Below are 21,008 nucleotides of genomic sequence, written 5' to 3' on the forward strand. Positions count from 1 at the left end.
GACGGCGATGTGACGACACAGCCCGGCCCGCCGGGCCCCGTCGCGGGGTCAGCGGAACGCCGACTCCACGAGTTCCCGCTGCTCGGCCGCGTGCCGCCGGGCGGAGCCCACCGCGGGAGCCGAGGCGGGCGGCCGGCTGACGCAGCTCACGGGGTGCCCGGCCAGCCGCTCGAGGTGCGGCCTCACGAAGGACCACGCGCCCTGGTTCGCGGCCTCCTCCTGCACCCACCGCACCTCGGCGTCACGGGGGAACCGGGCGAGTTCCGCGCCGAGTTCCGCGTCCGGGAACGGATAGGGACGCTCCAGGCGGACGATCGCCGTGTCCCGCACGCCGGTGTTCCGCCGGTGGGCGTCCAGGTCGTAGAAGACCTTCCCCGAGCACAGCAGCACCCGCCGGACCCCGGCACCGTCGGCCGCCGCGTCCGGCAGGACGGGACGGAAGGAGCCCGTGGTGAAGTCCGCCAGCGCGGAGGTCGCCTCCTTCAGCCGCAGCATCGACTTCGGGGTGAACACGACCAGCGGACGCCGCCGTTCGCCGAGTGCCTGACGCCTGAGCAGGTGGAAGTAGTTGGCGGGCAGCGTGGGGACGGCGACGGTCATGTTCCCCTGCGCGCACAGCTGGAGGAACCGTTCGATCCGGCCCGAGGAGTGGTCCGGCCCCTGCCCCTCCAGGCCGTGCGGCAGCAGCAGCGTGACCCCGGAGCGCTCGCCCCACTTCTGTTCGGACGACGCGACGTACTCGTCGACGACGCTCTGCGCGCCGTTGGCGAAGTCGCCGAACTGGGCCTCCCACAGCACCAGGGCGTCGGGCCGCTCCATCGAGTAGCCGTACTCGAAGGCCAGGGCGGCCATCTCGGAGAGCATCGAGTCGTAGGGGGAGAACCGCGCGGCGCCCGGGCTGAGGGCGTTCAGCGGGGTGTGCTCCGCTCCGGTGCGCCGGTCGGTGAGCACCGCGTGCCGCTGGCCGAACGTGCCGCGCCGGGAGTCCTGTCCTGACAGCCGCACCGGCACCCCCTCCGACAGGAGGGAGCCGATCGCCAGCGTCTCGGCCGTGGCCCAGTCGATCGTGCCGGCGTCCGGCATCGTGGTGCGCCTGCGGAGCTGAGGCAGCACGCGCGGGTGCACCGTGAACTCCGGGGGCTGGGCCGTCTGGGAGGCGATGACGCTGCGTGCGGTCGCCTCGGTGATCGCGGTCGGCACGGGAGCCTCGGCGTCCTCCCCGGGGACGCCCCTGGGCCCGGCGGCCGCACCGGAGCGGGGCGCCGGCAGGGCCCGCGTCTCGGCGAACGCCCGCTCCAGCCGCTCCCGGTAGTCCCGCAGGGCCGCCGCCACCTGCAACTCGTCGACATCCCCGCGCTCCACCAGCGACTGCGCGTACAGCTTGCGCACGGAGGGCCGGGCGTCGATGCGGTCGTACATGGCCGGCTGGGTGATGGACGGGTCGTCGACCTCGCTGTGCCCGTGGCGGCGGTAGCAGATCAGGTCGATCACGACGTCCTTGTGGAACGCCTGGCGGTAGTCGAAGGCCAGGCGCGCGATCCGGACGACCGCCTCGGGGTCGTCCGCGTTGACGTGGAACACCGGGGCCTCGACCGTCCGCGCCACGGCGGTGGCGTAGGTGCCGGAACGGCCGCTGGCGGGCGCGGTGGTGAAGCCGAGCTGGTTGTTGATGACGACGTGCACCGTGCCGCCGGTGCGGTAGCCCGGCAGTTGCGACATGTTCAGCGTCTCGGCGACGACCCCCTGCCCGGCGAACGCGGCGTCGCCGTGGACGACGACCGGCAGGACGGGGAAGGCTCCTTCGCCCGGCTCCCCGTCACCGTCCGCCCGGTCCCCGCCGGCCAGGTCCTGCTTGGCACGCACGACGCCCTCGGCCACCGGCCCGACGATCTCCAGGTGCGAGGGGTTCGCCACGACGGAGACGGGGATCGATCGGCCGTCCAGGGCGCGGTAGGTCCCCTCCGCACCTAGGTGGTACTTCACGTCGCCGGAGCCCTGGGCGGACAGGATGTCCGCGGCGTCTTCGAACTCGTGGAAGACGTCCCGGTACGACTTGCCGACGATGTTGGCCAGCACGTTGAGCCGGCCCCGGTGCGCCATCCCGATGACCGCCTCCCCCACCCCGTCGCGGATGCAGCGCAGCAGCAGGGCGTCGAGCAACACGACCGCCGACTCGCCGCCCTCGAGCGAGTACCGCTTCTGGCCGACGTACTTGGTCTGCAGGAAGGTCTCGAACGCCTCCGCCGCGCCCAGCCGGTAGAGGACCTGCAACTGGCCCGCCCGGTCCAGCCGCGGCGGGGGCGCCTCGACCCGTTCCTGGACCCAGCGGCGTTCCCCGAAGTCCTGGATGTGCATGTACTCGCTGCCCACCGTCCCGCAGTAGGCGGTGCGCAGGACGTCCAGCACCTCGCGCAGGCGCATCGTGGTCCGTCCGGCGAAGCCGTCGACGACGAACTCCGACTCCAGGTCCCCGTCGCCCAGCCCGAAGGCCGCGAGGTCCAGTTCCGGGTGCCCGGGCGCCGGTCCGGCGGCGAGCGGGTCGGTTTCGGCCACCAAGTGCCCGCGCACCCGGTGGGCGTGGATGAGGGCGGCCACGCGGACGGCCTTGACCGCCGCGTCCCGTGCGTCGTCGCCGGGGGCCGCGGTGCCGGCGCGCTCCCGCCGGTCCGCCGTCGCGGCCGGGGAGCCGGGGGAGACGAAGAAGTCCCGCCAGCTCGCGTCGACCGATCCGGGGTCGTTGAGGTAGCGCTCGTACTGCTCGTCCACGAGCCATTCGTTGAGGCCGAACTCCGGACCGCGCAGTGCGGGCTCTTCGGCGCTTGATGTCGACGCCACTGGGTGGATCGCCTTCTTTCCTCGTTCGGGACAGCGATGGCGGGCGTGGTCCCCGGGCCGGCACGGCCCGAGGACCTCGTCTTCCGGCGCCTCGCTCCCGGCGGGGGAGCGTCCCCTCCGCGTGCCGGAGGAGGCAGCGCACCGCTGACCGTGTGGCATGTTCGACGGTAGGCCGGTGCGGGACCGGCGCGGAGAGCGCGACGTGCCCGGGAGGCGTCACATCAGGACCTCGCACCGGGGCGCCCCCGGCCCTTACCCACGGCACCGGTCCGGCGCAAGAGGCCGACGTCCCGAAGTGAGGGCGTCGTGGCACACGCTGTGATGCGGTGGGAGCCGGGTGTCACCGTAACGTCGGAGGGTCGCCGACGAGCCCACGGCTTCGGCCGCGGCCCGTGAGCCGCCGGGCCGGGGTGCCGTTCCGCCGAGTGCCGTCGGCGATCCCCGATCCGAGGAAAGAAGCGTTCTCCGCCGTGACATCCGAGCCCAGCGACACCCGGACCCTCCTGCTGCCCCCGAGGGACCCGGGACCCCGGCACGCCACCCCACGTGCCCGGCCGGGCGCGCGGACCGGGACGCGGCGCCCCCATCTGGGCCCGGGCTGGTTCGCCGCCGTCATGGGCACCGGGATCGTCGCCAACGCCGCGGTGACGCTGCCGCGCAGCTCACCGTGGCTGCGTGACGCCGCCACGGTGGTCTGGGCGGGGGCCGCGCTGCTCCTGGCCCTCCTCGTCGCCGGCTACCTGCGGCAGCGGGCGTTGCGGACGCACGCCGCGGACCCGGCGCTGGCGCAGTTCCTCGGCGCCCCGCCGATGGCCCTGCTCACCGTGGGGGCCGGGGCGCTGCTGCTCGGCGGACGGCTGTTCGGCGCTCGCGCGGCCCTGACCGCCGACTGGGTGCTGTGGTCACTGGGCACCGCACTCGGCCTCGTCACGGCCTGCGCCGTGCCCTACCTGATGGTCACCCGGCACCGCTTCGCCCCGGACGCCGCGTTCGGCGGCTGGCTGATGCCGGTGGTGCCGCCGCTGGTCTCCGCCGCGACGGGCGCGCTGCTCGTCCCGCACGCCCCCGCCGGGCAGGCCCGGCTGGCCCTGCTGCTCGCGTGCTACGCGATGCTCGGGCTCGGCCTGGTGGCGGTGCTGCTGGTGCTGGCGATGGTCTACAGCCGGCTCGTCCACCACGACGCGCCCACCGGGGCCGTGGTGCCCACGGTGTGGATCGGCCTGGGCGCGATCGACCAGGCGGTGACGGCGATGGGCACGCTGGCCACGGCGGCGCCGAGCGCGCTGCCCGGCCCGTCCGCTCGGGGCGCGGCCGCCTTCGCACTCCTGGGCGGCATCGGGCTGTGGGGCTTCGCGATGCTGTGGCTGGCGCTCGCCACCGCGCTCACCGTACGGCAGTTGAGGGCGGGACTGCCCTTCGCGCCCACCTGGTGGTCCTTCATCTTCCCGCAGGGCGCCTGCGTCACCGGCACGGGCGTCCTCGCCGCCCGCACCGGCTCCCAGCTCCTCGTGTGGACGGCGGTGGCGCTCTACGTCCTGCTCGCGGCGGCCTGGGCGGCGGTGACGTGGCGTTCGCTTCGCCACGCCGCCGGACACGTCGCCCGGCGGTCGCCCCGGCACCGTCCGGGTCAGGGGCCCGCGGCGTGACGCGGGCAGGCGGCGACGACCGCCAACCACCGGGGACCGGCGTTCCGGCTGCCGGGGTGCGCGGCGCCACATGTTGCGTCTGTGTCACCGGGCACCCCCAGCCGGACCCGCCGGCGGAACGCAGCCCTGCGCGGGGCGCCGTCCCAGGGCCGAGGAGCGCGCGGAGGCCTCCGGCCGGCGGGGGCGCACGCCTCCCGACCTGGATGTTTCCCCCCAATGGCGTATCCCCGCGGGCTGTGCTCATGATGGTGCGGTAGGGCCGATGTCCAGCTCTGCCTCCGGTGGCGGGCACAGCCCGGAGCGCGGTCACGTCGCTCCCGCACATGCGGTGTTCACCGCCGCACGGGGAGGACGAGGGACGCGCGGGGGAACGCGCCTGCGCGCTGCCCGGATTCCGCGGGCCGCTTCCGCCGTGAGCGCGCGCCGGTGGGCGGCCGGCGGCCCAACGACGTGTATCGCATGATGACTTCAGGTGGGTGAATCATGGATGTCCCAGCGAGAAGGGGCCTCGGCCACCGGTTCGTCGCGCTCCTCGCGGTGCTGGCGGCCGTCCTGCTGGTCTCCCCGGACGCGAGCGCGAGCGCCGTCGGGCGGGACGACGGCAGCGGGCAGGACGCGGCCGTGGCGAGGTCACCGTCGCCCTCGGACTTCCCGCAGGCGAAACCCCCGTCCGGCTTCACGTCCCGGTACGCCGAGGTGAACGGCTTCCGCATGCACTACCTGCGGGGCGGCAAGGGCTCACCGGTCGTGCTGATCCACGGCTTCCCCCAGTCGTGGGCCGAGTGGCGGGACCAGATGGGCCCGCTCTCCAAGAACCACACCGTGATCGCCGTCGACCTTCGCGGCGCCGGCAACTCCGAGGTCACCAAGGGCGGTTACTCGAAGGCGCAGATGGCCGACGACGTGCACGAACTGCTGAAGAAGCTGAAGCTGAACAACGGCGTCCAGGTCGTCGGGCACGACGTCGGCCTGTGGGTCAGCTACGCCTACGCGGCCCAGTGGCCGCGGGAGGTCCGCCGGATGGCCGTGATGGAGGCTCCCATCCCGGACGACAGCCTGTACCGCTTCCCGGCTCTGGAGGCGAACCCGAAGACCCCGTCGATGTGGCACTTCGGCCTGTTCCAGCTGCCGCTCGCCGAGCAGCTCATCTCCGGCCACGAGCGGGTCTTCGTCCAGGGCTTCGTCGGCGAACTCCTGGTGGACAAGTCCGCGTTCACGCCGTCCGACTACGACTTCTACGCCCACTACCTCAAGGAACCGGGCCGCACGCTCGCCTGGATGAAGATGTACCGCGAGCTGCGCGGTGACGTCGACCAGAACAAGAAGTTCCTGGCCGAGGGCAAGCTGAGGATGCCGGTCCTGGCGATCGGCGGGCAGGGGTCGTTCGGCGGCAGGATCGCCGACCAGTGGAGGGACTACGCCGTGCGCGTCGACGGGCGCGTGATCAAGGGTTCGGGCCACTGGGTGACGGAGGAGAAGCCCCAGGAAGTGACGAACCTGCTGCAGTCCTTCCTGCAGAAGTAGGCCCCAGGCTCCACGGGCCTCAGGCGCCGCCGCCCTGCGGCTGGGTCGCCTGCGGTGGCGGCGCCGGGGGCAGGAGCTGACGCCGGGCGAGGGCCACCACGGTCCGCAGGGCGATGCCGCCGATGAGCACGGTGATCGCGGCGAGGATCACGTAGGTGTACGCGGCGGCCCCGGGCGTGCGCTGGCGCTCCACCCAGTGGACCGCGACGGCGGCGACGGCCGCCCAGCTGAAGGTGAAGGCCCAGGTGCTCGGCATGAAGGGCAGCTTCAGGTAGGCCGGGAGCAGCCGGAGCTGGGCCAGCACCATCAGCAGTCCGTAGCCGCCGAGGAAGGCCGAGACCCCGTCGATGGCGTCGTTGAAGAGCGTGAAGTAGGCGAGGCTGGCCACGGCGGCGGGGGCGACCTCGATCGCCAGCGTCGGCAGCAGCGGGGCGGGCGGCAGCGGGCGGAACAGCAGCCGTCCCATGATCACGGAGCCGAGGATCATCCAGCACACCGTCCCCAGCCCGAACATCACCTGGCCCAGCCGCTGCTGCCCCACCGCCCCCGCGCATGCCGCGGCCAGCAGGCCGCCGGCGACCGTCGGCAGGAAGTAGCCGGGGTGGAACCGGTCGAGGTCGACCCGCCCGTAGATCCACTGACCGGTGAACCAGGCGCCGAGCAGTACGGTGAGCACGAGGAACACGTCCGTCACCACCCGTCCCGCCGTCGGTGCGTGGGCGTACAGGCCGTTCGCGGCGATCACCATCGGGACGATCACGCACAGGGCCGCGAACGGCCCGGCCGCCGGGTCGGTCAGGTCCCGGGCCAGGGAACGGGTCCGCAGCGCGTGGTTGAGGTAGGCGACCGTCACCAGCACCCACACGGCCGCCGAAAGGATCAGCAGCCCGTCCGCCACGCCCCGCGGCGCTCGGCCCGCGCCGGCGGCGACGAGCCAGGCGTCCGCGAGGCCGACGAGACCGAAGGGCATGCCGAACAGGTTCAGGGGAATCGGCCATTTTGTCATGGTATGGGGAACTATCTCACCCTTTTGCCCTCGGTGGTTTGCCGGACGACGGCGGCCGCTTGCGCGTCCCTCGCGGAACCCGGACCCGCCGGCGGACCCGCGGGAACGGACGCGGGCACGGATGCGGGCACGGATGCGGGCGCGGGCCGGAGGCCGGAGCCGGTGAGGAACAGCCGGACGGACACCCGGTGGATCCCGGCCCCGAGGGCCGCTCCGAGGACGGGTGCGAGCAGGTAGATCGCGAGGTCGGTGGTCTGTCCGGAGAGGACCGCGGGACCGAACTGCCGGGCCGGGTTGACCGAGCCCCCGCTGAGCGGGCCTAGGGTGGCGATCACCACCCCCACGGACAGGCCGATGACGGGGGCCAGAGCCCGGACGAAGCGCGGGCGCAGCACGAAGAAGGCGATGACGAGGGTCAGCCCGAGCATGCCTGCGACCTCCGCGATGAGGACCGGCAGCGGCTGCCACGCCGGGGCGGGCCGGATCGCGGCGTACGAGACGGACGGGAACCCGACCGCCCGGCCCCACACCAGGCGTGCGAGGCCCGTCCCCGCGGCCGATCCGGCCAGTTGGGCGAGCACGTACGGCAGCACGTGCCGGCCCGGGAAGGCATTCATCAGCCACAGGGCGACGGTGACGGCGGGGTTCGTGTGGCCCCCGCTGCGCCGCCCGGCCGGGCTGAGGATCAGGCCGGTCAGGACGGCACCGCTGATCGCCCCGATGGCGACGAGGGCGACGCGCAGGTCCGCGACGCACAGCGGCGAGCCGGGGTCGCGCAGCCATCGCACGACCGTCACGGCCAGGAACAGCAGGACGGTCGTGAGCACGAACTCGTCGGCGGCGCGCGCCAGGGGCCGGAGCGTCCGGCCTGCGGAAGGGGGAGCGGTACCCACGGTGGTCTCCTCGTCAGTGTGCCCGCCGGGGACGGATGCCCGCCGGGCGCGGACGTCCGCCCGGGACCTGACGTCCGCCCGGCCCCGGGCGTCTCGGGCGCCCGGCGTTCCGGGCGCGTGGAAGGTCGTGCGCGTGGAAGGTCATGCGCGCCGCGGGCCGGCGTGCGGCGGACCGGCGTGCGGCGGCTCAGGCGCCCGGCGTGTAGTGGCCGGGCACCATGCGGGTGGAGACACCGATGCGGTTGAAGGCGTTGATCGCGACGATCGCGGCGATCAGGTGCGCCAGTTCGGTCTCGTCGAACTGCTCGGCGGCCTTCGCGTACACCCCGTCCGGTACGAACCCGTCCGTCACCACCGTGATCGCCTCGGTGAGCTCGATCGCGGCGATCTCCCGTGCCGTGTAGAAGTGCTTCGCCTCCGTCCACGCCCCGAGCTGGACGACCCGCTCCGCCGACTCGCCGGCGGCCAGCGCGTCCTTGCTGTGCATGTCCAGGCAGAAGGCGCAGTGGTTGACCTGCGACGCGCGGATCCTCACCAGGTGCAGCAGGCCGGCGTCGACGCCGCGGCCCGCCGCCGAGTCCAGACGGACCAGCGCCCTGAAGGCCTCGGGCGCGAGCTTCGCCCAGTCCATGCGCGCCGTGTGCTCCGGAAGACGGATGGTGTTCTCGTGTGCTTCGTTCATCGTCATGCCGGCAACGCTAGGCGTGAGGTGGTACGGGAGTATGGTCCAATTCCATGAGCGATCCCCAGACCAATTCCGCCGCCGAACCGCCGTCCTCCTCGTTCGGCGCCGACCTCCACCTGGAGTTGCACGGGACGAAGCTGCGCACGGGCCTCACCGACGCCCTGCGGGAGGCCGTGCGCACGGGGCGCCTGGCGCCCGGCACCCGTCTGCCGCCCTCCCGTACGCTCGCCGCGGACCTCGGCGTGTCCCGCAACACCGTCGTCGAGGCCTACGCGGAACTGGTCGCCGAGGGCTGGCTCACCGCCCAGCAGGGCTCCGGGACCCGGGTGGCACCCCGGGCGGAGCCGCAGGGCCCCCCGGCCGGTGCTCCCGTCACCGGTCCCGTCAGGCCGCGGGCCCCGCGCCCCAGGTACGCCATGCAGCCCGGCGCGCCGGACCTCGCGAGGTTCCCCCGCACCCAGTGGCTCGCCGCCGCCCGCCGGGCCCTGACCGCCGCGCCGAACGACGCCCTGGGCTACGGCGACCCCCGCGGGCGGCCGGAACTGCGCGCCGCCCTCGCGGACTACCTGGCGCGGGCCCGCGGCGTCCACGCCGAGCCGGGACGGATCGTCGTCTGCTCCGGCTTCCACCACGGACTGGCGCTCATGGCGCGGGTGCTCACGACGCGTGGGGTGCCGGCGGTGGCCGTCGAGGAGTACGGCCTGGACCTCTACCGCGACCTGCTGACCAGCGCCGGCCTGCGGACCCCGCCCCTGTACGTCGACGGGCACGGCGCCCGCACCGGCGACCTGCCCGGACTGCGGGGTGCGGGCGCGGTGCTGCTGACCCCCGCCCACCAGTACCCGACGGGAGTCGCCCTCAGCCCCGAGCGGCGTACGGCCGCCGTCGCCTGGGCCCGGGAGACGGGCGGCCTGATCCTGGAGGACGACTACGACGGGGAGTTCCGCTACGACCGCCGGCCCGTGGGCGCCCTGCAGGGCCTGGACCCGCTGCGGGTGGTGTACTTCGGTTCGGCGAGCAAGTCGCTCGCGCCGGGGGTGCGGCTGGGCTGGATGGTGGTCCCGGACGGCCTGGTCCCCGAGGTGGTGGAGGCCAAGGGGTTCGGCGACTACATGTCCAGCACGCTCGAGCAGTTGACGCTCGCGGAGTTCATCGTCTCGGGCGCCTACGACCGGCACGTGCGGTCGATGCGGCAGCGCTACCGGCGCCGCCGCGACCAGCTCGTCGCGGCCCTGGCGGAGCGGGCCCCCGGGGTGCGCGCGACCGGCATGGCGGCGGGGCTGCAGGTCGTCCTCGAACTCCCCCGGGGGACGGAGACCTCCGTCGTCCGGGCCGCGGCCGGGCGGGGACTCGCGGTGAGCGGGCTGCGGGAGTTCGCCCACGAAGCGACAGGCCCCGGCCGGCGCCCGCCCGGGCGGGACGCCCTGGTGGTCAACTACGCGGCGCCCTCGGACAGCGCGTGGACCGGCGCGCTGGACACCCTCTGCGGAGTGCTGCCGTAGGCCCGCGGGCGCTCAGCCGCCGGTCCGCTCCACGGGGGCGGCCCCGCGGGCCGTCCCGGGGCGACCCTCCAGGTGGGCGAGTGCGGCGGCGCCGGTGTCGGCGACGAAGACCAGGTCCGCCAGGGGCAGCGGGAGGAAGCCCTCCGCGTCCATCCGCCGGAGCTGGAGCACCAGGCCGTCGTAGAAGCCCGCCGTGTTCAGCAGCACGACGGGCTTGTCGTACAGCCCGTGCTTGCGCAGCTCCAGGACCTCGGTGACCTCGTCCAGGGTGCCCACGCCACCGGCCAGCACGACGACGGCGTCGGCCGCGGCGAGCATCCGCGCCTTCCGGGAGGCGAGGTCCTCGGCGAAGACCATGTCGTCGGCGTCCTGCCGCGCCCACTCCCGCAGGAAGCCGACCGAGACCCCCGCGAGACGGCCGCCCGACTCCCGCACGGCGTCGGCGACCACCTTCATCAGCCCGGTGTCGGACCCGCCCCACACCAGGGTGTGGCCTCCCGCGCCCAGGAGCCGCGCGAACTCGCGGGCCGGCCGCGTGTGGTGCTCGTCGAGGTCGGCGGCGGAGAGGAAGACGCAGATGTTCATGGGGGCGGGAGCCGTTGCCGTCATGGCGCGAACCTACGGCGGGGCGCATCCTCGGACGTGGTCCAATCGCGGGGCGCGATCACGGACCAATCCGCGGCCCGGGGCCTCAGGCCGGGTGCGCCGCGAACCCCGAACGCCACGAGGCGTGTTCGGGCCGCCACCCGCGGGAACGGGCCAGCCGGTTGGACGCGCCGCGCGCCCAGTCCAGGCGCCCCGGTACGGGTTCGGGGACCGGCACGCGCAGGGCACGGGCGAGCGCCGGCAGCCACTCGCGGGCCTGCGCGGGTTCGTCGTCGACGATGTTGACGGGGCCCGAGGGCCAGCCGAGCGCGGCGACGGCGGCGCGGGCGGCGTCGGCGACGTGGAGGAACGACATCACGGAGTGGTCGGCCACGACGCTCCCCAGGAAACGGGCGGACGCGTCCCCGGCCAGCGCCGCGGCGACCGGCCCTCCCGGCGCGTACCAGGTGCCCGGGCCGTAGAGGATGCCGTACCGCAGCAGCACCGCGGCCCCCATCTCGCCGGCCTTCTCCTCCAGGGCCCGGACGCCCTCCACCATCCGCCCGCGCGGCGCCGCCGCGCCGGTGTCGAAGGGGGTGCCCTCGTCCGCCGGCCCCTCTCCGGGCACGTAGGCCCAGGCGATCGACTGGGCGACGATCCTGGTCACGCCCGCGGCCACGGCCGCGTCCACCAGGTTGCCCGTCCCCTCGTGCCGCAGCCGGTCCGTCGCCTCCCCGTCCGCGGCCGCCAGGTCGGTCAGCTGGTGCACGACCGCGTCCGGCGCGGCCTCGGCGACGACGTGCCGCAGCGCCTCCCGGTCAAGCACGTCCGCCCGTACGGCAGCCGCCCCCTGCCGCCGGATGCGCTGGGCACCCGCCTCGCTCCGTGAGACGCCCGTGACGTGATGCCCCTCGGCCAGCAGCAGCGGAACGAGCTGACGGCCGACCGCGCCAGTGGCGCCGGCAACGAAGACACGCATGGTCAACGCTCCTGTGATCGAGCGGAGTCGTCCCTTCGGAGTGGACGGCCCCTTGTCGTACTGGCCACGCTACGGCGCCAGTGGTACGGGTGACCGATCCATTCCGGGTCGAAAAGGGCGGACCAATGGGCCCACGGCGATCACCACCGGAGTGGCTGAGCCTCGCGTTCCCTCCCGCCGCGCGGACCTCGCCGGTCGGATCGCCCCGCGTCGGCGAATTCCCGGTTCGGCCTCGGCGTCATGCCGGTTCGGCTCGATGAGCCGTCCGGAACCTGCGCTGGAATGCGGCGGGGCTGATGGCCATCCTCTTCGCGAAAACCCTGCGCATGCTCTCGTAACTCGGGAAGCCGGCCAGCGATGCCACCTGGGTCGCGGTGTGCCCCTGGTCGAGCAATGCCTTTGCCATGTCGAACCGGATCGTTTCCACGTACCGGGCCGGCGTCGTGGACATTTCGTCGCGGAAGAGCCGGGTGAGATGCCGGGGACTCACATTGAGGTGCTCGGCGAGCTCGCCGACCGAATGGTTCCCAGCGGGGTCGGCCGTCACCAGGTCGGCGATCCTCCGAATGGACGGGGACCGGGGCGGGGGCCCCTGCAGCGGCGCCGAGAACTGCGACTGGCCGCCCGAACGCTGCAGGTAGACCACGAGGGACCGGGCGACGTCACGGGTCAGGTCGGGGCCGTGGTCCTCCTCGACCAGGGCCAGCGCGAGGTCGATGCCGGCGGTCACGCCCGCGGAGGTGTAGGTGGCGCCGTCCCGGACGTAGATCGCGTCGGGCACCACGCTGCTCGTACGGCACCGGGCGGCGAGTTCGTGGGTGACCTTCCAGTGCGTGGTCGCGCGCTTGCCGTCCAGGAGGCCCGCCGCGCCGAGCACGAACGCCCCGGTGCAGATGGAAGCGGTCCGGTCCGCCTCGACCGCCAGCGCCCGTGCCGCCTCGACCAGGTCACGGCCGATGGCGTTACGGGGGTAGCGGTCCGTGCCGGGCACCACCAGCGTGTCGGGAGCCGCGTCGGTGGCGGCGCCGGCGACCGCGATCCGGACCCCGATGGACGAGGTGACGTCCTCCCCGGTCGGGGACACCAGCACCACCTCGTAGCCCGCGCCGAGCCGGTTCGCCTCCGCGAACACCTCCGCGGGGCCGGCCATGTCCAGCAGCGTCACCCCGTCGTAGACGAGGATCACGACCCGGTGCGCGGCCGCGTCCACAGGCCCGTTCCCCGCCCGTCCGGAAAGGTGTGGACCGTGGCCCGACCGGGGTGGCGCGGAAGGCCCGGTGGTCGGCAGTGTGGAAGACGGAAACACCTTCCATTGATAACACGCGCAGGTGAGGAAGTGCAGATATGACCGAGACCATCGCCGGGGTGGAGATTCCCGAAACGGCCGCGGCCGACCAGGCGACCCGCCTCGTCGAGGAGATGACCAGCCCCCTGATCTACCACCACTCCCGGCGCGTTTTCGTCTTCGGTGCCATTCACGCCCACCGGCTCGGCCTGAAGCCCGACCCGGAATTGCTCTACCTGTCCGCGATGTTCCACGACACCGGACTGATGACGCCGTTCTCCGACGCGGAGCAGCGGTTCGAGGTCGACGGGGCCGACCACGCGCGGACCTTCATGCTGGACCACGGATTCCCGGCCGCCGCAGCCGACACGGTCTGGACCGCCATCGCACTGCACACGACGCCGGGGATCCCCGACCGCATGGGCCCGGAGATCGCCCTCACGAATCTCGGCGTGCTGACCGACGTGCTCGGCCTGGGCCTGGACGAGCTGGACCCCGCCCGGGTCGAGGAGGTCACCGCCGTCCACCCGCGGGGCGACTTCAAGAACCAGTTCCTGCAGGCCTTCGTCGACGGCCTCGAGCACCGCCCGGAGACCACGAACGGGACGGTGAACTCGGACGTGCTGGAGCACTTCGTGCCCGGCTTCCGCCGCACGACCACGGTCGAGCGCATCCTCGGCGCTCCCTGGCCGAGCTGAGCAGGCGGCCACGGAAGGCGACACGATGCGATCGGCAGGTCCGCACCACTGCGGCCGTCGCCCCGGGCGGGGCGCCACCTGCACCGTGCTCGCCACCGCCACCGTGGCGACGGCGGCCAGGGGGAGCGCGCCCTCGCCGGTCCAGCCCCTGTACCGGGAGCGGTGGGGACTCCCGGTCACGACGCCGACGGCACGCCGCCGCGCCACCCTTCGAGAAACCCCCGGAAAGGAAACCTCATGCAAGCCATCACCGTTCGGGACCGTGACGCCGGCGTCGGCGGGCTCGCCCTCACGGACCTGCCCCACCCGCACGCCGCCGAGAACGACGTCATCGTGCGGGTGCACGCCGCCGGCTTCACCCCGGGGGAACTCGACTGGCCGGCCACCTGGACCGACCGGGCCGGCCGCGACCGCACGCCGACCGTGCCCGGGCACGAACTGTCGGGCGTCGTGACCGAACTGGGCTACGGCACCACGCGCCTGACCGTGGGCCAGCGGGTGTTCGGCCTGGCTGACTGGGCGCGCAACGGCTCCCTGGCCGAGTACGTCGCCGTCGAGACCCGCAACCTCGCTCCGCTGCCCGCGGACGTCGACCACACGGTGGCCGCGGCGCTGCCGATCTCCGGACTGACCGCGTGGCAGGCCCTGTTCGAGCACGGCCGTCTCGAGGCGGGGCAGACCGTCCTGGTCCACGGTGCCGCCGGCGGCGTCGGGTCCCTCGCCGTGCAACTCGCGCACGAGGCGGGCGCCCGGGTGATCGGCACCGGCCGCGCCGCCGACCGGGACACCGCCCACTGCCTCGGCGCGGACGTCTTCGTGGACCTGCAGAACGACCGGCTCGAGGACGTCGGGGCCGTGGACCTCGTCCTCGACGTGTTCGGCGGCGACATCCTCCAGCGCTCGACGGCGCTGGTGCGGACCGGCGGCACGGTCGTCACGATCGCGGAGCCGCCGACCGTCCGACCCGAAGGGGGCCGGGCCGTGTTCTTCGTGGTCGAGGTCGACCAGGCCCGTCTCGTCGACCTCGTCCGGCGGGTGCGGGACGGACGGCTCAAGCCGGTCGTCGGTGACGTGCGGCCGCTGGCCGAGGCCCCCGACGCCTTCGCCCGCGTCGGGCGCCGCCTTCCCGGCAAGACGATCATCAAGATCGCCGAGGACTGAGCCCGGGCGCGCGGTTCGCTGCGCGGACGGCGCCGCACGCGGCCCGCGGGAGGCGGGCCCCCGCGGGCCGGACGGTTCCGTCCGGCCCGGAGGGCTGCCCACCCCGGAGGAGGTCAGTCGACCGTGCCCAGATCGGCGGAGAGCCAGCGTTCCGGCCGCATGCGCACCACGACGTGATCGGCGAGTTCCTCTTCCGCCATGGCCACGAACCTGTCGAGGACCCCACCCGAGAGGTAGCGTCCGGCCATCGCGCGGTGGAGCGCGCCGCTCCCCTCGGTCACCTCGGTGACCGGTCCTTCGACCGAGACGTACCGGGGCGTCGGCTCGGTGCGCTGTACCAGCAGGCTGAAGCGGCCCGCCGCCCTGATCAGCGTCATCTTCCGGGAGCCGGCGCCGGTGAGGATCCACGGCAGGCCGCCGGGCTCGTAGGAGTACCAGATCGGGACCATCAGCGGGCCGCGATCGTCACCGGCCGCGACACCCAGCGCCGCCACGTGCGGCTCGGACAGAAAGCTCTCCCGTTCCTCGCGTGAAAGTTCCATGCCCCGACTGTAGGCCCGCCCTCTGACGGTGCCTCCGCTCGCGTGCACGGGGGACAGGGCGCCGGGTCCGGCAACCCCCCCTGACGGCCGCTCGGGCCACGGCCGCCGGCTGGTGACGGTCGGCACACCCCTGGCCTAGGGTGTGCCGGTGATCTTCAAGAGGAAGCAGAAGTCCGCGGACCTCGGCGCCGTCGTGACGGAGCTGGAAGAGGCCGTCGCCGCCCGCGACGGTGCCCGCACCGAGCGCGCCTTCGCCGCCACGATCGATGGCGTACAGCAGGCCGGGGATGCCGAACGCGTCCTGGCGGGGCCCCGGTTGGCGGCTCTGATCCCCTCCTTCCCGCCCACCGGCCCACGGCCGCTGCTGGCGATGGCGGCCGGTTTCTGCGTCGAGAGCGGGGCCGACCCGATGGCCTGCGCGGAGCCCGTTCTCGGCGGCGTCCACCAGGACCTGCTCGACGCCATGGAGTTCGCCCGCCGCTGGACGGCGTCCGGCGGCGCCGAGGACGAACTGCCCGAGCCCGACGGGAAGATCATCGACGACGCGCTTCTGGCCCGCCTGGGCGGCGACCCCCACGAGGCCACCCGCCTGGCGCTGGCCTGGTGCTCGGTCGAGGAGTGGCAGCCGCCGGCGCTGGCGGTGCTGTGCCGCAGCGCGGAGGTGCGTCGCCGGTACGCGGCCACCTGCCTCCCCGCCTCCCGTGAACTGGCCGCGCTGGAACGGCACGACCTCAAGTGCCTGGTCCACGCGCTGTCGGTGCTGGACGACGAGCCCCTGGTCGTGCTGCACCGGCCCACCAAGAGGGCGTTCGAGGTGCGCATCGGCGGCATCGGCGACAACCACCAGTTGCACACCCTGCTCGCCCACGTCCTCGTCGGCGGCGGCCATGTGCCCGGCACCCCGCCCACGCCCGAGAGCGTCCGCCTGGCCACGGACCCCGGGCGGGCCCGGGGACGTACCGACGCCGTCGCGATCGGGGCCTTCGAACTCCTCGCCCCGGACGGCGAGCGGATCTGGAACGAGGGCCTGCCCGACGACATCCCCGTGGTGGAGGGACGCCGCCTGCTCGTGCTGGACGCGCCCGAGTACGAGCGCGCCTGGTCCGCCGACCGGTTCTTCCCGCTGCTCCCGGGGGCCGCCGAGCTCACCCGCGTCCTGCCCGTCGAAGAGGCGCGCACCTGGTTCGCCCGCACCTCGGCCGGCGGCTGACGCGCCGCGGACCTCGGCGCCCCCGTGACCCGCGTCCTCAGGCGCCGGCGGGCGGGCCGGGCGGCAGGTGCACCGTCATGATCAGGTGGCAGGTCTCCGTGCCCGCACCGCGGTAGGCGTGCGCCGCGTCGCCTTCGAAGGTGGCGGTCTGCCCGGCCTCAACGGTGTGCTCGGTACCGTCGACGACCAGCGTCATCCGGCCTTGGGTGACGCTGACGGTCTCCACCACGCCGGCCTGATGGGGGTGGCTGGGGTACTCCTCGCCCGGCTCCAGCCGCCAGCGCCACACCTCGACGGGGGCCGGCCCCGACGTGGTCAGCATCAGGCGGGCCTGGCCGCCCTTCTCACCGGTCCACAGCGGGGTCAGGGCGTCGGCGGACACGACCCGGACACGGCCCTCGGAACCGCCCTCCATCAGTGCCGAGACGGAGACGCCGAGGGTGTCGGCCAGCCGCACCAGCGTGGCGAAGTTCGGATTGCCCTGGGCCTTCTCCAGCCCGACCAGCGCGCCCTTGCTGACCTGGGCGCGGCGGCCGAGTTCGTCCAGGGACAGGCCGGCCCGGGTCCGGGCGGCCCGGACGTTGTGTGCGAGCGTCCGCAGTGCTGTCTCGGCCTCGGCCATCCGTCGTCCCCGTTTCCCGTCTTCGTCGATCGTCGGCGTACCAGTGGAATGAACCGTCCGGTCGGTTGACTGGCCTGTGGCGGTCGATCCGATGTACGGTTCGGTCGTTCCACTGAATGGTAAGGGATGTGCCGTGATCGCTCTGCTGCTGGCCCTCGGCAGTTCGCTCGCCTACGGATGCGCCGACTTCCTCGGCGGCCTCGGCGCGCGCAAGGCCCATGTGCTGCGCGCCGTGACGGTCGCGGCCCCGGCCGGCCTCGTCGTCGAGCTGCTGCTCTGGCCGTTCCTCGACGCGTCCTTCAGCGGCGGGGCGCCGGCCTGGGGCGCGGCGTCCGGGGTCGCCTCCGCCGCCGCGTTCGCCCTGCTCTACGGGACGCTGGCGATCGGCCCGATGAACGTGCTCTCCCCGGTGACCGCCCTGGTCTCCGCTGTGCTGCCGGTCGGGGTCGGCCTGCTGCAGGGGGAGCACCTGGGCCCGGCCGGCCTGGTGGGCCTGCCCCTCGCGCTGCTGGCGGTGGTGCTCGTCAGTGCGGGCCACGGGGCCGGGGCCGCGCGGCCCTCACGTACCGCCCTGCTGATGGCCTTCGGCGCCGGCGCCGCGATCGCCCTCCAGCTGGTCTGCCTGCACCAGGCGCCCTCCGACAGCGGCATCGCGCCGCTGATCGTCGGCCGGGCGGTCACCTCCGCGGTCACCCTGGCGGCGGCCGGCGCGCTGTCCCGCACGCTGGGCCCCGAGCGTCCCGCGTACGCGATCTCGGCCACCGCGGGCGGACTCGACTCGCTGGCGAACCTGCTCTTCCTGCTCGCCGCCCGCAGCGGCGACCTGGCGGTCGTCGCCGTGATCACCGCCCTCTACCCGGCCGGGACGGTCCTGCTCGCCCGCGGCGTACTGGACGAACGGATCCACCGCGGCCAGCTCGTCGGAATGGGCACCGCCGCCGCGGCCGTCGGCCTCCTCGCACTGACCTGACCGAGCCCGCGCGCCGCACGGCCACGCCCACCACGCCGGCCCCGGAACGCCGCCCCGCAGCGCCCCCCGAAGCCCCGACCCGAGACCCGTCCCGATACCCGTCACGACCCAGGAAACGGAAGCCCCGCACATGACCGCCTTCAGCCTCGACCCCGCCGTCGCCGACGCGTTCCCCGACACCCTCATCGCCCTGGTCACCGCCACCGGACTGCGCGGCCGTGAACCCTGGCCCCGGACCACCGCGACCCTGGAGGACCTGGAACGGCGGCTCGGGGACGGCACATGGCACCCCGCCGACGAGACCGACCCCCGCGTCGAGGCCTGGCACACCGCCTACCGCTCCTTCGGCACCAACCCCCGCCGTGTCCGCCCCAGCGTGGACGCGCTCGGCCGCCGCCTCGCGAAGCGGGGCGCGCTGCCCCGCATCAACCCCGCGGTCGATACGTACAACGCCGTCTCCGCCCACCACGGGCTGCCCGCCGGCGCCTTCGACCTGGACAACGTCTCCGGCGACGTCGTCATCCGCCCCGCCGACGGCACGGAGACCTTCACCCCGCTCGGCGAACCCGGCACCGTCGAGCACCCGAAGCCCGGCGAGATCGTCTACGCGGACGCCGAGCGGGTCCTGACACGCCATTGGAACCACCGCGACGCCCACCACACCCGCGTCACCGAGGACTCCACGAGGGCCGTCTTCATCCTCGAGACCCTCCACGGCTCGCGGGACGGCGACCTCCTCGAGGCCGCCGCCGAGGAACTGCGCGGCCTGCTGGCCCTCCACTCCGGTGAGACCGCCGTGCACCACCTCACGGCGGCGCGGCCACGGGTCTCCGTGTAGACGGTCGCGGAGGCGGTTCGGTGTCGGTCGAGACGGTATCGAACGGAATCATGGCTGGCCGACCGGGGTCCGACCGTGCAGCGCGACCTGGGGGTCGCGACCGGAACCGACAAGGCGGGGATCATGCGGGTCGTGGACGACCTGGAGCGCAAGGGGCTCGCCGTGCGCAAGCCCGTCCCGGGGGACCGGCGGGTGCGGGCCGTGGAGATCACACCGCAGGGCATGGAGCTCTTCGACGCGGCGCATACGGCCGCCGCGCCGACGGCCGAGCGCCTGGTCGCCGAACTGGGCCCCGGTGAACCGGAGTTGCTCGGCGAACTGCTGACCCGTTTCGCGCATCCGGGGGGCGGCGAAGCGTAGAGCGCGCGGCGCCCCGGGCCCACGCCTGCCGCCCCGCCGGACGGAGCGCCGTCGTCGGCGAGGGGTGCTCGCCGGGCGCGGCGCGGCGCGGGCGAGCGACGGGACGGCCGGGGCGGGTCGGGGCGCCGGGGCTACCGCGTCACGCGGCGGAGAGACGCTTCGCCATCTCCCTGGCCTTGACGCCGGCGTCCTCGATCGCGCGCCTTCGGGAGGCCTCGTAGAGCGGGATCAGCTCCGACATGGCCGGATTGCGGGGGGCCAGCGTGAGCTCCGGCACGATGAAGTCCACCTCCAGGCCGAGCGAGCCGTGCAGCACCGCCTCCAGGTAATTTTGCACGAACTCGTAGCCGTGACGCGGAGTGCCCGGAACGTAGGAGCCGCCCCGGCTGGCTACGACGAGGACCGGCTTGCCCTGGGCGGACGGGCTCTCACCCGAGGTGCGGCCGGGCACGATGACGCTGTCCAGCCAGGTCTTCAGGGTCGAGGGGATCGTGAAGTTGTACATGGGGGCACCGATCAGGAGCGCGTCGGCCCGCTCCAGTTCCTCGATGAGCTGCAGGCGCGTGGCGAACGCGGCCGCCTGTTCCGGGCTGTGCTCGGAGGGTGCGTGGAAGCCGGCGGACCAGGCGTCGGCGGTGATGTGCGGCACCGGGTCGGCGGCGAGGTCGCGGTGGACGACCTTGCCCTCCGGGTCCTCCTCCTGCCACGCCCTGCGGAACGCGGCGGCGACCGAACGGGAGGAGGAGGCCTCACCGGGGAAGACGGATGAGTCGAGGTGCAACAGCGTGGCCATGGACGTGCTCCAAAGGCAGGTGGCCCGGGGTGGTCACCGCGGGCAGCGGGTTCGTACCCGAGGTAGTCAAACACACTACCGTGTTGAATGAAACTATCTCACGTACTACAGTACCAAGGGTAACGATCATGAGCGCCGACGAAGGGGAGCGCATCCATGGACGTCTATGAGGCCGTCACGAGCAGGCGGGCTGTGCGCGCATTCCGCGACCAGCACGTGTCGCGGCAGGTGCTGGAACGGGTGCTGACGACCGCGGCCTGGGCGCCGTCGGCGTCGAACCTGCAGCCCTGGCACGTCTACGTGCTGGCCGGCGAGCCGCTGGAGCTGCTGAAGAAGCGGGCCGGTGAGCGCCTGGCCGCCGGTGAACCCTGGGACGAGCCGGAGTACGAGCAGTACCCGCCCGCACTGAAGCCCCCCTACAGCGAGCGCCGAGCCGCCTTCGGCGAGCAGCGCTACGGCGCGCTCGGCATCGCGCGCGAGGATCAGGAGGCGCGCCACAGGGCCGCCTCCGCCAACTGGCAGTGCTTCGGCGCGCCCGTCGCCCTGTTCTGCTACATCGACCGCGACATGGGCGGGCCCCAGTGGTCCGATGTTGGCATGTACCTGCAAACCGTGATGCTGCTGCTCCGCGCTGAGGGGCTGCACAGCTGCACCCAGATGGCGTGGGCGAAGTACCACGCGACGGTCGCGGAGATCTTGTCACCCCCGGACGGGCTCATCCTCTTCTGCGGCATGTCGATCGGATTCGAGGACGCGTCGGACGCGTCCGCCCGTACGGGCCGGGCGCCGCTGGACGAGACGGTCACCCTGCTGGGGAACTGAGGGGCGGACGGCGCCCCGCGGCCGGCGGCGCAGGTCCGGGCGTGCTTGGAGC

Annotated in this window: 20 protein-coding genes; 10 read left to right on the forward strand and 10 right to left on the reverse strand. The window is 73.8% G+C overall.

The window, feature by feature from the left end; genetic code table 11:
• Positions 1-48: 48 nt before the first annotated feature.
• The gene (locus ACFZAU_RS20610; protein WP_500553359.1) at positions 49-2,994 is read right to left on the reverse strand and encodes a multifunctional oxoglutarate decarboxylase/oxoglutarate dehydrogenase thiamine pyrophosphate-binding subunit/dihydrolipoyllysine-residue succinyltransferase subunit; all 2,946 of its coding nucleotides are present in this window, start codon (positions 2,992-2,994) and stop codon (positions 49-51) included.
• A 311-nt stretch (positions 2,995-3,305) separates the two neighbouring features.
• Between ACFZAU_RS20610 and ACFZAU_RS20615 the strand changes: the two genes are divergently transcribed.
• Together ACFZAU_RS20615 and ACFZAU_RS20620 are read left to right on the forward strand one after the other, a co-directional pair.
• Complete coding sequence (locus tag ACFZAU_RS20615) at positions 3,306-4,481, forward strand: TDT family transporter (protein WP_500553360.1); 1,176 nt, start codon at positions 3,306-3,308, stop codon at positions 4,479-4,481.
• A gap of 483 nt (positions 4,482-4,964) precedes the next feature.
• On the forward strand, positions 4,965-6,005 hold the full coding sequence (locus ACFZAU_RS20620; protein WP_500553361.1) for an alpha/beta fold hydrolase: 1,041 nt from the start codon (positions 4,965-4,967) through the stop codon (positions 6,003-6,005).
• A 19-nt stretch (positions 6,006-6,024) separates the two neighbouring features.
• Here the strand turns inward: ACFZAU_RS20620 and ACFZAU_RS20625 are convergent, their stop codons facing one another.
• The 3 genes from ACFZAU_RS20625 to ACFZAU_RS20635 form a co-directional block, all read right to left on the reverse strand.
• Positions 6,025-7,011: an SLAC1 family transporter gene (locus ACFZAU_RS20625; RefSeq protein ID WP_500553362.1), complete on the reverse strand. Its 987-nt coding sequence runs from the start codon at positions 7,009-7,011 to the stop codon at positions 6,025-6,027.
• 11 nt (positions 7,012-7,022) lie between these two features.
• The gene (locus tag ACFZAU_RS20630) at positions 7,023-7,904 is read right to left on the reverse strand and encodes an MIP/aquaporin family protein (RefSeq protein ID WP_500553363.1); all 882 of its coding nucleotides are present in this window, start codon (positions 7,902-7,904) and stop codon (positions 7,023-7,025) included.
• A 187-nt stretch (positions 7,905-8,091) separates the two neighbouring features.
• On the reverse strand, positions 8,092-8,592 hold the full coding sequence (locus tag ACFZAU_RS20635; protein ID WP_500553364.1) for a carboxymuconolactone decarboxylase family protein: 501 nt from the start codon (positions 8,590-8,592) through the stop codon (positions 8,092-8,094).
• A 47-nt stretch (positions 8,593-8,639) separates the two neighbouring features.
• On the opposite strand from ACFZAU_RS20635, the gene pdxR reads away from it, so the two are divergent.
• A complete protein-coding gene (gene pdxR / locus ACFZAU_RS20640; protein WP_500553365.1) occupies positions 8,640-10,091 on the forward strand; it encodes a MocR-like pyridoxine biosynthesis transcription factor PdxR in 1,452 nt (483 codons plus the stop codon).
• A gap of 12 nt (positions 10,092-10,103) precedes the next feature.
• Here pdxR and ACFZAU_RS20645 read toward each other — a convergent pair whose 3' ends face one another.
• The 3 genes from ACFZAU_RS20645 to ACFZAU_RS20655 all read right to left on the reverse strand — a co-directional run bounded on the left by ACFZAU_RS20645 (position 10,104) and on the right by ACFZAU_RS20655 (position 12,865).
• A complete protein-coding gene (locus tag ACFZAU_RS20645) occupies positions 10,104-10,676 on the reverse strand; it encodes an LOG family protein (protein WP_500553512.1) in 573 nt (190 codons plus the stop codon).
• A gap of 106 nt (positions 10,677-10,782) precedes the next feature.
• Positions 10,783-11,655: an NAD-dependent epimerase/dehydratase family protein gene (locus ACFZAU_RS20650; protein ID WP_500553366.1), complete on the reverse strand. Its 873-nt coding sequence runs from the start codon at positions 11,653-11,655 to the stop codon at positions 10,783-10,785.
• 238 nt (positions 11,656-11,893) lie between these two features.
• The gene (locus tag ACFZAU_RS20655; RefSeq protein ID WP_500553367.1) at positions 11,894-12,865 is read right to left on the reverse strand and encodes a GlxA family transcriptional regulator; all 972 of its coding nucleotides are present in this window, start codon (positions 12,863-12,865) and stop codon (positions 11,894-11,896) included.
• Positions 12,866-12,999: 134 nt separating this feature from the next.
• On the opposite strand from ACFZAU_RS20655, the gene ACFZAU_RS20660 reads away from it, so the two are divergent.
• Positions 13,000-13,638 carry an HD domain-containing protein gene (locus tag ACFZAU_RS20660; protein ID WP_500553368.1) on the forward strand — a complete coding sequence of 213 codons (639 nt, stop codon included), beginning with the start codon at positions 13,000-13,002 and terminating at the stop codon, positions 13,636-13,638.
• Between the two features lie 237 nt (positions 13,639-13,875).
• A complete protein-coding gene (locus ACFZAU_RS20665; protein ID WP_500553369.1) occupies positions 13,876-14,799 on the forward strand; it encodes an NADP-dependent oxidoreductase in 924 nt (307 codons plus the stop codon).
• 113 nt (positions 14,800-14,912) lie between these two features.
• Here ACFZAU_RS20665 and ACFZAU_RS20670 read toward each other — a convergent pair whose 3' ends face one another.
• Positions 14,913-15,341 (reverse strand): pyridoxamine 5'-phosphate oxidase family protein, encoded by a 429-nt coding sequence (locus tag ACFZAU_RS20670; protein ID WP_500553370.1) that lies wholly within the window; start codon positions 15,339-15,341, stop codon positions 14,913-14,915.
• Between the two features lie 148 nt (positions 15,342-15,489).
• On the opposite strand from ACFZAU_RS20670, the gene ACFZAU_RS20675 reads away from it, so the two are divergent.
• Positions 15,490-16,551 carry a hypothetical protein gene (locus ACFZAU_RS20675; protein ID WP_500553371.1) on the forward strand — a complete coding sequence of 354 codons (1,062 nt, stop codon included), beginning with the start codon at positions 15,490-15,492 and terminating at the stop codon, positions 16,549-16,551.
• A gap of 37 nt (positions 16,552-16,588) precedes the next feature.
• On the opposite strand, the gene ACFZAU_RS20680 is transcribed toward ACFZAU_RS20675, so the two are convergent.
• On the reverse strand, positions 16,589-17,173 hold the full coding sequence (locus ACFZAU_RS20680) for a helix-turn-helix domain-containing protein (protein WP_500553372.1): 585 nt from the start codon (positions 17,171-17,173) through the stop codon (positions 16,589-16,591).
• Positions 17,174-17,306: 133 nt separating this feature from the next.
• Between ACFZAU_RS20680 and ACFZAU_RS20685 the strand changes: the two genes are divergently transcribed.
• The 3 genes from ACFZAU_RS20685 to ACFZAU_RS20695 all read left to right on the forward strand — a co-directional run bounded on the left by ACFZAU_RS20685 (position 17,307) and on the right by ACFZAU_RS20695 (position 19,341).
• Positions 17,307-18,143, forward strand: coding sequence for an EamA family transporter (locus tag ACFZAU_RS20685; protein ID WP_500553373.1), 837 nt, complete (start codon positions 17,307-17,309; stop codon positions 18,141-18,143).
• A 130-nt stretch (positions 18,144-18,273) separates the two neighbouring features.
• The gene (locus ACFZAU_RS20690; RefSeq protein WP_500553374.1) at positions 18,274-18,981 is read left to right on the forward strand and encodes a B3/B4 domain-containing protein; all 708 of its coding nucleotides are present in this window, start codon (positions 18,274-18,276) and stop codon (positions 18,979-18,981) included.
• 54 nt (positions 18,982-19,035) lie between these two features.
• Entirely contained in the window at positions 19,036-19,341 is a 306-nt protein-coding gene (locus ACFZAU_RS20695; RefSeq protein WP_500553513.1) for a MarR family winged helix-turn-helix transcriptional regulator, read from the forward strand.
• Positions 19,342-19,480: 139 nt separating this feature from the next.
• Here the strand turns inward: ACFZAU_RS20695 and ACFZAU_RS20700 are convergent, their stop codons facing one another.
• Positions 19,481-20,134: an FMN-dependent NADH-azoreductase gene (locus ACFZAU_RS20700; RefSeq protein ID WP_500553375.1), complete on the reverse strand. Its 654-nt coding sequence runs from the start codon at positions 20,132-20,134 to the stop codon at positions 19,481-19,483.
• A gap of 156 nt (positions 20,135-20,290) precedes the next feature.
• Between ACFZAU_RS20700 and ACFZAU_RS20705 the strand changes: the two genes are divergently transcribed.
• Positions 20,291-20,956 carry a nitroreductase gene (locus ACFZAU_RS20705; RefSeq protein WP_500553376.1) on the forward strand — a complete coding sequence of 222 codons (666 nt, stop codon included), beginning with the start codon at positions 20,291-20,293 and terminating at the stop codon, positions 20,954-20,956.
• Positions 20,957-21,008 lie beyond the last annotated feature (52 nt).

Source organism: Streptomyces sp. NPDC008238, assembly GCF_042956445.1.
In the GTDB taxonomy this organism is placed as follows: Bacteria; Actinomycetota; Actinomycetes; order Streptomycetales; family Streptomycetaceae; genus Actinacidiphila.

Excerpts from the sequence above, each read along its gene's own strand:
- ACFZAU_RS20660 (WP_500553368.1), top strand. The coding sequence starts at position 13,000 with ATGACCGAGACCATCGCCGGGGTGGAGATTCCCGAAACGGCCGCGGCC.
- pdxR (WP_500553365.1), top strand. The coding sequence starts at position 8,640 with ATGAGCGATCCCCAGACCAATTCCGCCGCCGAACCGCCGTCCTCCTCG.
- ACFZAU_RS20705 (WP_500553376.1), top strand. The coding sequence starts at position 20,291 with ATGGACGTCTATGAGGCCGTCACGAGCAGGCGGGCTGTGCGCGCATTC.
- ACFZAU_RS20610 (WP_500553359.1), bottom strand. The coding sequence starts at position 2,994 with ATGCCACACGGTCAGCGGTGCGCTGCCTCCTCCGGCACGCGGAGGGGA.
- ACFZAU_RS20635 (WP_500553364.1), bottom strand. The coding sequence starts at position 8,592 with ATGACGATGAACGAAGCACACGAGAACACCATCCGTCTTCCGGAGCAC.
- ACFZAU_RS20650 (WP_500553366.1), bottom strand. The coding sequence starts at position 11,655 with ATGCGTGTCTTCGTTGCCGGCGCCACTGGCGCGGTCGGCCGTCAGCTC.
- ACFZAU_RS20690 (WP_500553374.1), top strand. The coding sequence starts at position 18,274 with ATGACCGCCTTCAGCCTCGACCCCGCCGTCGCCGACGCGTTCCCCGAC.
- ACFZAU_RS20620 (WP_500553361.1), top strand. The coding sequence starts at position 4,965 with ATGGATGTCCCAGCGAGAAGGGGCCTCGGCCACCGGTTCGTCGCGCTC.
- ACFZAU_RS20670 (WP_500553370.1), bottom strand. The coding sequence starts at position 15,341 with ATGGAACTTTCACGCGAGGAACGGGAGAGCTTTCTGTCCGAGCCGCAC.
- ACFZAU_RS20700 (WP_500553375.1), bottom strand. The coding sequence starts at position 20,134 with ATGGCCACGCTGTTGCACCTCGACTCATCCGTCTTCCCCGGTGAGGCC.
- ACFZAU_RS20665 (WP_500553369.1), top strand. The coding sequence starts at position 13,876 with ATGCAAGCCATCACCGTTCGGGACCGTGACGCCGGCGTCGGCGGGCTC.
- ACFZAU_RS20645 (WP_500553512.1), bottom strand. The coding sequence starts at position 10,676 with ATGAACATCTGCGTCTTCCTCTCCGCCGCCGACCTCGACGAGCACCAC.
- ACFZAU_RS20625 (WP_500553362.1), bottom strand. The coding sequence starts at position 7,011 with ATGACAAAATGGCCGATTCCCCTGAACCTGTTCGGCATGCCCTTCGGT.
- ACFZAU_RS20680 (WP_500553372.1), bottom strand. The coding sequence starts at position 17,173 with ATGGCCGAGGCCGAGACAGCACTGCGGACGCTCGCACACAACGTCCGG.